The organism is Protofrankia sp. Cj3 (assembly GCF_917627355.1).
Taxonomy (GTDB): Bacteria; Actinomycetota; Actinomycetes; order Frankiales; family Frankiaceae; genus Protofrankia.
In genome coordinates this window covers 1-2786 of the sequence record NZ_CAKJTR010000328.1, presented here as the reverse complement: position 1 = coordinate 2786, position 2786 = coordinate 1, and the positions used below count along the sequence as shown (strand labels likewise).

At 69.5% G+C, this 2786-nt stretch carries 2 protein-coding genes; both read right to left on the bottom strand.

Going from position 1 to position 2786, the window contains the following annotated elements; genetic code table 11:
* A partial coding sequence (locus tag MJ783_RS23195) for an ATP-binding protein (RefSeq protein WP_239314006.1) occupies window positions 1-1380 on the bottom strand: 1380 nt, incomplete at its 3' end.
* Between the two features lie 187 nt (window positions 1381-1567).
* The coding region (locus tag MJ783_RS23190) for a hypothetical protein (protein WP_239314004.1) at window positions 1568-2786 on the bottom strand (1219 nt) is incomplete at its 5' end.

The window sequence follows — 2786 nt, the reverse complement described above, 5'->3', positions numbered from 1 at the left end:
GGTCAGAGTGGTGTCACGGGTGTCGTAGCCGCGGGCGGCGAGCAGGTCGCGAGCGCGGCGGAGCCGGTCGACGTGGCGGGAGCCCATGATGTCGCCCCATTTCGCCTCGCCGAGAGACAGGATGCGGCGGGGCTCGCCGGGCACCGGTGGGGCCAGCACGGCCACGTCGATCTGGATCTGGGTCCTGCGCTCGGGGTCGGAAACCACACCGGCGCCGATCTCGCCGGGAAACTCGCCGAACAGGTCGGGCGGGGCGAAGGCCGCGTGGTCACGACAGAGCTGCTCGAAATGGGGGCCGAGGACCTGCGCGGAGAAGCGAGGGCGGGCGTCACGCCAGACCGCGGCGGCCCGGCCACTTTCCAGGAACCCCCAGCGGGGCCTCATGACGACCTGGTAGAAGACGATCAACGGCTCGGCGATCCGGTACACCGCCCGGCCCTGGCGGAACAGGTCCTCCTCCCTGCGCAGCAGCCCACAGTCCTCCAGGACGCTCAGGTGGTGGGAGATGTCGGTGGCCTTCCGGCCGACGTAGCTCGCGATGCCGCCGCGGGTGTTGGAACCGCCGGCGACAGCGGCGAGCACCGAGTGGTACATCGCCGAATCGCGGACGCCGGCCTCCTCGTCGAGCAGGTAGCGGGCCTCCCGGAACAGCGGGCTGCCCGGGTTGAGGACCGTGCGCAACACCCAGTCGTCGAAGTCGCCGGGACCGGCGGGGACGTCGTCGTTGACGAACCTGCGGTAGGCCGGGGTGCCGCCGACGACGGCGTGCTGCGCGACCGCCAGCCGCGGATCCGTGATGCCCCAGAACTGAGCCGCCAAAGGGTAGTCGAACGGGTGGACCACGACTTCCAGGTTCGCCCGGCCGCGCAGCGGCGCGCTGCCGGCCAGCAGTCGGCCCATCACCGACAGCGCCGAGCCGCACAGCAACAGTGACAGTCCCGGCTCGCCCCGCTGCGCCGCCGACGCGGCGCGGTCGAGCTCTCGCTGCAGGATCGACGGCAGCGCCGGTGACACCGCGCTCAGGTAGGGAAACTCGTCGATCACCACCGGGCCTGGAAGGGCCGCACCAACCGAGAACAGGTACCGAACGGCCTCGTCCCAGGTTGCGAACCGCGGCGGCGTCGGCAGCCGGGTCGCCTCCGCGAGCGCCTCGGCGAACAGCGCCCGTGACTCGGTCCCGGTCGCCTCGGTGGCGCCGAAATAGAGCCCACCGGTCTGGCGGGCCAGCTCCTCCAGCAGGAACGTCTTGCCCTGCCGCCGTCGCCCGCTGACCACCCCCAGCTGCGCGGGCCCGCCCACCCGGGCCGCGAAGCGCACCAGGTGGCCCCACTCGAAGTCGCGGTCGAACACATGCGCGGGCTTCTCGATCACATCCGTCACCGTCGTTCGCCGGAGAAATAGAACTGTACTTCTAAGAACTGTACTTCTAAGAGTGCCCGGCAGGAGGGATGTGGATCAAAGGGCGGGGCTGGGGTGCGCGTGTCACGAGGCTGCGGAGGGAGCCACCGCAGGCGTGGGCTGGGCGGTGGGTGGCGGCCCAGCTGGCAGGCGCCACCTGCCGGGCGGGTCAGGCGTAGCTGAACAGCGGCGGGAAGACGAGGGTCGCGATCCAGGCCCAGGCGGCGTAGACGGGCAGGTAGCCGGTCTGCCAGCGTTCGAGCGTCGTGAACGGGACGCGTCGACGCACGAGCCCCAGCAACAGCCACGCTGACCAGACGAGGTTGCCGAGCAGGATGACGTTCTCGCCGAGGGCCGCGGCCTTGTTGGGTGTGGTGCCGTATTCGGTGATGCGCCCGGTGACAGCCAGAAGTACCAGCACGTCGATGGCCAACGCGCTTACCACGAGGGCGAGCTGCAGTTTGTCGAACAGATCGGGTGGGGCCAGTGGGTCGCGGGCTGAGATCGAGTAGAGGAGCAACCCCAGCACGATGACCAGGAGCAGGTCGAACAGGATCAGCGCTTGGCGTTCGACGTCGATGCCGTTGCTGGTCCAGCCGACGGCGATGAGGAAGGCGAGCAGGACCGCTGTGAACAGCGGAGTGAACAGCCGGGTGAGCACCGGAGCGATGTTCTCGACGACGCTTTGCTTGGCCTCGACGAGCCATCCGGCCACGACGACCCCGGCCGCCGCGCCGCATGGAAGGAGCCATTGCGCGATGAACTCCTGCGGAACGATCCCGATGGCCTTGAACGCGCCGGTCGTGAATGCGGTGAGTACACCGCCGCCGAGAGCCATGAGGACGAAGTAGATGAACCATTCACCGGTGAAGCGGATGAAATCCATGCGTCGGCGGGACGACCCCCAGCCGTCGGCCATGTAGGCCAGGCCCACCACGAGCCACAGGGCGATGGGCAGGTGGATGCTGGTGATGATCAGCGACTGCGACCTGTCCGCCAGGGGGTAGGCGTTGGCCGCCACGGCGCCGAGCGCGAACAACGCCGCCAGCATCCCGATCAGTGAGCGTCGGGCCTGCCGGCGCCAGGCGAGGAAACCCGCGAGCCAGGGCAGCACGAGCAGGCCGATGTTCGGCCCGTAGAACGAGGCTGACGCGCCGCTGTCCAGATTCACCCCGAACAGCTCCGGCGCCTTGATGGACAGTGCGGCACCCGCCGCGCAGAAGGCCATCACCCTCAGGTCCCGCCGCGACCGCGCGTCCGCGGCTGGGCTTGCGGTCAGGACCAGCTGCTTCCACAGCCGTTCGGAGTGCTCCCGGGCAAACTCACGGGCCAGGTCGTCGAGGCTGCCCATCCGTTTGACCGCGATCAGGAAGGCCTCATCCGCGTTC